This window comes from Methylobacterium sp. ME121 (genome assembly GCF_000974725.1).
Taxonomy (GTDB): Bacteria; Pseudomonadota; Alphaproteobacteria; order Rhizobiales; family Beijerinckiaceae; genus Methylobacterium; species Methylobacterium radiotolerans.
On record NZ_BBUX01000135.1, the window covers coordinates 1 to 6,078 of the forward strand.

General features: G+C 73.9%; 5 protein-coding genes and 1 pseudogene. 5 read left to right on the forward strand and 1 reads right to left on the reverse strand.

Features of this window, described 5'->3' with window-relative positions; all coding sequences use genetic code 11:
- The first annotated feature begins 104 nt into the window (after positions 1 to 104).
- The 5 genes from ME121_RS32225 to ME121_RS32245 all read left to right on the forward strand — a co-directional run bounded on the left by ME121_RS32225 (position 105) and on the right by ME121_RS32245 (position 5,880).
- Positions 105 to 1,358, forward strand: a complete 1,254-nt coding sequence (locus tag ME121_RS32225) for an acyl-CoA dehydrogenase family protein (RefSeq protein WP_059410288.1) — start codon at positions 105 to 107, stop codon at positions 1,356 to 1,358.
- Positions 1,355 to 2,413, forward strand: a complete 1,059-nt coding sequence (locus ME121_RS32230; RefSeq protein WP_059410289.1) for a phosphotransferase family protein — start codon at positions 1,355 to 1,357, stop codon at positions 2,411 to 2,413. Before ME121_RS32225 ends, ME121_RS32230 begins: the two co-directional genes overlap by 4 nt.
- Before the next feature lie 2 nt (positions 2,414 to 2,415).
- Entirely contained in the window at positions 2,416 to 3,192 is a 777-nt protein-coding gene (locus ME121_RS32235; RefSeq protein WP_059410290.1) for an SDR family NAD(P)-dependent oxidoreductase, read from the forward strand.
- A 148-nt stretch (positions 3,193 to 3,340) separates the two neighbouring features.
- On the forward strand, positions 3,341 to 4,111 hold the full coding sequence (locus ME121_RS32240; RefSeq protein WP_059410291.1) for an SDR family NAD(P)-dependent oxidoreductase: 771 nt from the start codon (positions 3,341 to 3,343) through the stop codon (positions 4,109 to 4,111).
- A complete protein-coding gene (locus ME121_RS32245; RefSeq protein WP_059410292.1) occupies positions 4,108 to 5,880 on the forward strand; it encodes a class I adenylate-forming enzyme family protein in 1,773 nt (590 codons plus the stop codon). Before ME121_RS32240 ends, ME121_RS32245 begins: the two co-directional genes overlap by 4 nt.
- Here ME121_RS32245 and ME121_RS32250 read toward each other — a convergent pair.
- Positions 5,847 to 6,078 (reverse strand): annotated as a pseudogene (locus tag ME121_RS32250) (hypothetical protein); the annotation flags it as partial. The gene ME121_RS32245 and the pseudogene ME121_RS32250 overlap by 34 nt on opposite strands.

A 6,078-nucleotide genomic window follows, 5' to 3' on the forward strand; every position in this document is an offset into this window, starting at 1 on the left:
GGATAGAGCGCGGCGGTGCCTTCTGCACCACCCCCACCTCCAACTCCTCCCCGCAAGGGGGAGGAGAGATGCCCGCAGCGACGGATGTGAGCGGAGCGGACGCCGTGGACTTCAATCTCTCCCAGTCCCAGACCCACTGGCTGACCCGCGTCCGCGCCTTCATCGAAGACGCGATCCTGCCGGCCGCCGCCGCGGTGGCGGCCGAGCGCGCGGAGAGCCGCGAACCCTCGCCCACCATGGAGCGGCTGAAGGAGAAGGCCCGGGCCGAGGGCCTGTGGAACCTGTTCCTGCCGCCCTCCCCCGAGCACGACACCGACGCCTATCGCGGCGCCGGCCTGACCAACCTCGACTACGCGCTGTGCGCCGAAGAGATGGGCCGGGTCGGGATCGCCTCGGAGGTGTTCAACTGCGCGGCGCCCGACACCGGCAACATGGAGGTGCTGCACCGCTACGGCACCGCGGCCCAGAAAGACCGGTGGCTCAAGCCCCTGATGGCCGGCGAGATCCGCTCGGCCTTCCTGATGACCGAGCCGGAGGTCGCCTCCTCGGACGCCACCAACATCGCGACGGCGATCCGCCGCGACGGCGACCACTACGTCGTCGACGGCCGCAAGTGGTGGTCGACCGGCGTCGGCGACCCGCGCTGCAGGATCGCGATCCTGATGGGCAAGACCGACCCGGAGGCCCCCCGCCACCGGCAGCAATCGCAGATCCTCGTGCCCATGGACACGCCGGGCGTGCGCGTCGAGCGCCTGCTCCCGGTCTTCGGCTACGAGGACGCGCCCAAGGGCCACGGCGAGGTGGTGCTGGAGAAGGTCCGCGTCCCGGCCGGGAACCTCATCCTCGGCGAGGGGCGCGGCTTCGAGATCGCGCAAGGCAGGCTCGGGCCGGGCCGCATCCACCACTGCATGCGCACCGTCGGGGCCGCCGAGGTGGCGCTGGAGGCCATGGCGCGGCGGCTCGTGTCCCGGGTCGCCTTCGGCAAGCGGATCAGCGAGCAGTCGGTCTGGGAGCAGCGGGTCGCCGAGGCGCGGATCGACATCGAGATGACCCGCCTCCTCTGCCTGAAGGCCGCCGACATGATGGACAAGGTCGGCAACAAGGGCGCCAAGCTCGAGATCGCCATGATCAAGGTCGCGGCGCCCCGGGTGGCGCTGAAGGTGATCGACGACGCCATCCAGGCCCATGGCGGGGCCGGCGTCTCGGAGGATTTCGGGCTCGCGAAGATGTACGCCCATATCCGCACCCTGCGGCTCGCCGACGGGCCCGACGAGGTCCACAACCGCGCGATCGCCCGGCTGGAATTCGGGCGCTACACCAATGCCCGGCCAGGGGCCCCGGAGGCGGAGCGGGCATGAGCGACGCCGAAATCTTCTCCGGCGTGAAGCCGGTCGAGCCGCGCCACCGGATCGACGAGGCGAAGCTCGCCGCCTGGATGGACGCGCACGTCCGGGGCTTCGCCGGCCCGCTCACCGTGCAGCAGTTCCGCGGCGGCCAGTCGAACCCGACCTATCGGCTCGACACGCCGGGTCAGGCCTACGTGCTGCGCCGAAAGCCGTTCGGCGCGCTCCTCCCCTCCGCCCATGCCGTGGACCGCGAGTTCCGGGTGATCGGCGCCCTCTACGGCGAGGGGTTTCCGGTGCCGCGCCCCTTCGCGCTGTGCGAGGACCCGGAGGTGATCGGTGCGGCCTTCTACGTGATGGAGGCGGTCGACGGCGCCGTGCACTGGGACGGCGCCCTGCCGGGCCTCGATCCCCACGCCCGCCACCGCCACTACGCGGGCATGATCGCCACGCTGGCGCGCCTCCACGCCATCGACCCGGAGGCGGCGGGGCTCGGCGATTACGGCCGGCCCGGCAACTACTTCGCCCGGCAGGTCGACCGCTGGACCCGCCAGTACCGCGCCGCCGAGGACGGGCGGCTGGAGGATGTCGAGCGCCTGATCGCGTGGCTGCCCCGCACCGTGCCGGAGCAGCAGGGCGCCTGCGTGGTCCACGGCGATTACCGCCTCGACAACCTGATCTTCTCCCGGGACGGCGGCGTCAGCGCGGTGCTCGACTGGGAGCTGTCGACGCTCGGCGATCCGCTGGCCGATTTCAGCTACCTGCTGATGCAGTGGGAACTCCCGGCCGACGGGCGCAGCGGGCTGGGCGGGCTCGACCTGCCGGCGCTCGGCATCCCCACCCGAGACGAGGCGGTGGCGCTCTACTGCCGGGCGGCGGACCGCGAGAACCTGCCCGATCTCGACTGGTACTTCGCATACAACCTGTTCCGGCTGGTCGGCATCCTGCAGGGGGTGGCCGCCCGCGCCAAGGCCGGCAACGCCGCGAGCGAGCACGCCGCCGCCATGGCGGCGCGGGTGCCGAAGCTCGCCGCCGCGGCCTGGGGCTTCGCCGAGCGGGCGGGGGCCTGAGCATGGAGCTCGCCGGCCGCGTCGTCGCCGTCACGGGGGCCGCCCGGGGCATCGGCCGGGCGCTCGCCGCGTCGGCCCGGGCCCGGGGCGCGACCATCGTGGCCCTCGACCGGGACGGGGCCGGGGCGGAGGCCGTGGCGGCCGAACTCGGCGGGCGGGCCTTCGCGCTCGACGTGGGCGACGCCGAGGCCGTCAATGCGGTCCTGGCGCGCATCAAGGCCGAGATCGGTCCCATCGGCCTGTACTGTTCCAACGCCGGCATCCTGGAGCGCGACCCCGATCCGGATCTGGCCACCTCCGCCGACCCGGAGAGCTGGGCGCGTGCCTTCGCGGTGAACGTGATGGGCCACGTCCACGCGGCGCGGGTGCTGGTCCCGCTCTGGCGCGCCCGGGGCGGCGGCGCGTTCCTCGGCACGGTCTCGGCGGCGGGGCTGCTCAGCCAGATCGGCAGCGCCACCTACGGTTCCACCAAGCACGCGGCGCTCGCCTTCCTGGAGCATATCGCCATCGCCCATGCCGAGGACGGGATCCGGGTCGCCGCCCTGTGCCCGCAGGGCGTCGACACCGCCATGCTGGGGGAAGCCAGCGCCGCGTCGCGCGACGGCGTGCTGACGCCAGAGGTCGTCGCCGAGGCGGCCCTCGACGGGCTGGCGTCGGGGCGCTTCCTGATCCTGCCGCACCCGCAGGTGGCGGATTACGCCCGCCGCCGGGCCGAGGACCCCGAGCGCTGGCTCGCCGGCATGGCGCGCCTGCGCCGGTCGATGCGGGCGGGGGCGTGAGGATGGGCGGCTCCGGGCTATCCCACCGATGGCCGGATGAGGCGCGGGTCCGCTCTCCCGCACGGGAGAGGGGACGCGTCGCGACCATCACGATCCGCGAACCAAGAATGGAAGCCGTTCGCCGCTTCACGCAGCGCAGAGTCTCGCCATGTCCCTGTTCGACCTGACCGGCAAGGTCGCCCTCATCACCGGCTCGTCCCGGGGCATCGGGCGGGCGATCGCCCTGCGGATGGCCGAGCACGGCGCCCGCGTGGTGATCTCCTCGCGCAAGCGCGAGGCCTGCGCGGCGGTGGTCGCCGCGATCGAGGCCGCCCACGGCGCCGGCCGGGCCGTGGCGATCCCCGCCAGCATCTCGGTGAAGGCCGAGCTGGAACACCTCGTCGCCCAGACCGAGAGCCGGCTCGGGCCGGTCGACGTTCTGGTCTGCAACGCCGCCAGCAATCCCTATTACGGGCCGCTGGCCGGCATCTCCGACGCGCAGTTCCGAAAGATCCTCGAGAACAACGTCCTGTCGAACCACTGGCTGATCCAGATGGTCGCCCCCGGCATGGTGGCGCGGCGGGACGGGGCGATCGTCATCGTCTCCTCGATCGGGGCGCTCAAGGGTTCGCCCGTGATCGGCGCCTACAACGTCTCGAAGGCCGCCGACCTCCAGCTCGCCCGCAACTACGCGGTGGAGTACGGGCCCGCCAACGTGCGGGTGAACTGCCTCTGCCCGGGCCTGATCCGCACCGATTTCGCCCGCGCCCTGTGGGAGGATCCCGCCATGCTGGCCGCCACCACGGATGCCGCCCCCCTGCGCCGGATCGGCGAGCCCGACGAGATCGCCGGCGCCGCCGTGTTCCTGGCCTCGGCGGCCGGCCGGTTCGTGACCGGCCAGGCGCTCGTGATCGACGGCGGCGTGACCATCGCCCGATGAGCCCCGATCCCCGCATCCCCGCCGGCTGGCCGGCCCTGCCCTTCCGCGAGGCCGAGGCGCGGCTCACCGCCCCGGGTGCGCCCTTCGCCATCACGACCATCGCCATCCGGGGCGTGCCGACCCGGATCTGGGAGAAGGCCCCGCCGACGCTGGGCGACCTGTTCAAGATCGCGCGCGGCCACGGGGACAAGACCTTCGTGGTCTACCGCGACGAGCGGGTGACCTTCACGGGCTTCGCCCGCGCCGCCACCGCCCTGGCGCGGGCCTTGGTCGAGGCCGGCGTGCGCAAGGGCGACCGGGTCGCCATCGCGCAGCGCAACCTGCCCGAATGGCCGGTGAGCTATTTCGGCGCGCTGCTCGCCGGGGCCATCGCGACGCCGCTCAACGCGTGGTGGACCGGGCCCGAACTCGCCTACGGCCTGCAGCATTCGGGCGCGCGGGTGCTGATCGCCGACGGCGAGCGCTTCGACCGCATCGCCCCGCACCTGCCCGAATGCCCGGCCCTGGAGCGGGTCCTCACCGCGCGGACGGCGCCGGACCCCCGGGCGACGCCGCTCGCCGACATCCTCGGGCCAGTCCGGGACTGGGGCGCCCTGCCCGACCTGCCCCTGCCCGACATCGCCCTCGACCCGGAGGACGACGCGACCCTGTTCTACACCTCGGGCACGACCGGCAGGCCCAAGGGCGCGGTCGGCACGCACCGGGCGGCCGCCACCACGGTGATGGCCTACCCCTACTCGGCGGCGCGCAGCGCCCTGCGCCGGGGCGAGGCGCCGCCGAAGCCCGACCCGGCCGCGCCGCAGCGGGCGGCGCTGCTGGTGATCCCGCTGTTCCACGTCACCGGCTGCCACGCGAGCCTCGGGGCGGCCCTCTACGGCGGCCACCGGCTGGTGATGATGCACCGCTGGGACGCGAACGCGGCCCTCGACCTGATCGAGGCCGAGGGCTGCACCAGCGCGGGCGGCGTCCCGACCATCGCGTGGCAGCTCGCCACCGCGGCCCGGGAGGCCGGCCGGCCCCTGCCGACCCTCGAGGGCGTCACCTACGGCGGCGCTCCAGCGGCCGGCGACCTCGTGCGGGCGCTGGGCGAGGCCCTGCCGCGGGTCGTCCCGGGCACCGGCTGGGGCATGACCGAGACCTCGGCGACCTTCACCCACCACCAGGGCGAGGATTACCTCGCCCACCCGGAATCCTGCGGCCCGCCCCTGCCGGTCTGCGAGGTGCGGATCGTCGATCCCCTCGGGGAGCCGCTGCCGCCGGGCAGCATCGGCGAGCTCTGCGCGAAGGGCCCCAACGTGGTCCGCGGCTACTGGGACGACCCGGCGGCCACCGCGGAGGTGCTCTCCGAGGGCTGGCTGCGCACCGGCGACCTCGCCCGCGCCGACGACGAGGGCTTCCTGACCATCGTCGACCGGATCAAGGACATGCTGATCCGCGGCGGCGAGAACATCTACTGCTGCGAGGTCGAGAACGCCCTCTACGCGCATCCGGACGTGATCGACGCCGTGGTGCTGCCGGTGCCCCACCCGACGCTGGGCGAGGAGCCGGGCGCCATCGTGGTGCTGGCCGAGGGCGCCGAGACCGGCCCGGAGGCGATCCGCGCCTTCGCGGCCGAGCGGCTCGCGGCGTTCAAGGTGCCGGTGCGGATCGAGATCTGGGACGGGCTCCTGCCCCGCAACCCCGCCGGGAAGATCCTGCGGGCGCCCCTGCGGGCGGTGTTCGCGGCCGGTTCAGGTCAGAACGGCTCGCCCTCGTCGTCCGGGCGATAGACCCGCAGGGTGCGGCCGTCGGGGAACTGCACCGTCCGGCGGTGGACGACGACGTAGCCGGCGGCCTGGGCGCTGCTGAGGCGGTCGAGGCGGTCGTCGGTGTAGCCCGACGCGTAACCCGGCGCGTAGCCGTAGCCGTAGCCCGGCCCGTAATTGTAGGCCCGGTAGCGGGCGTAGCCTTCCGGGGGCGGCGGCGCG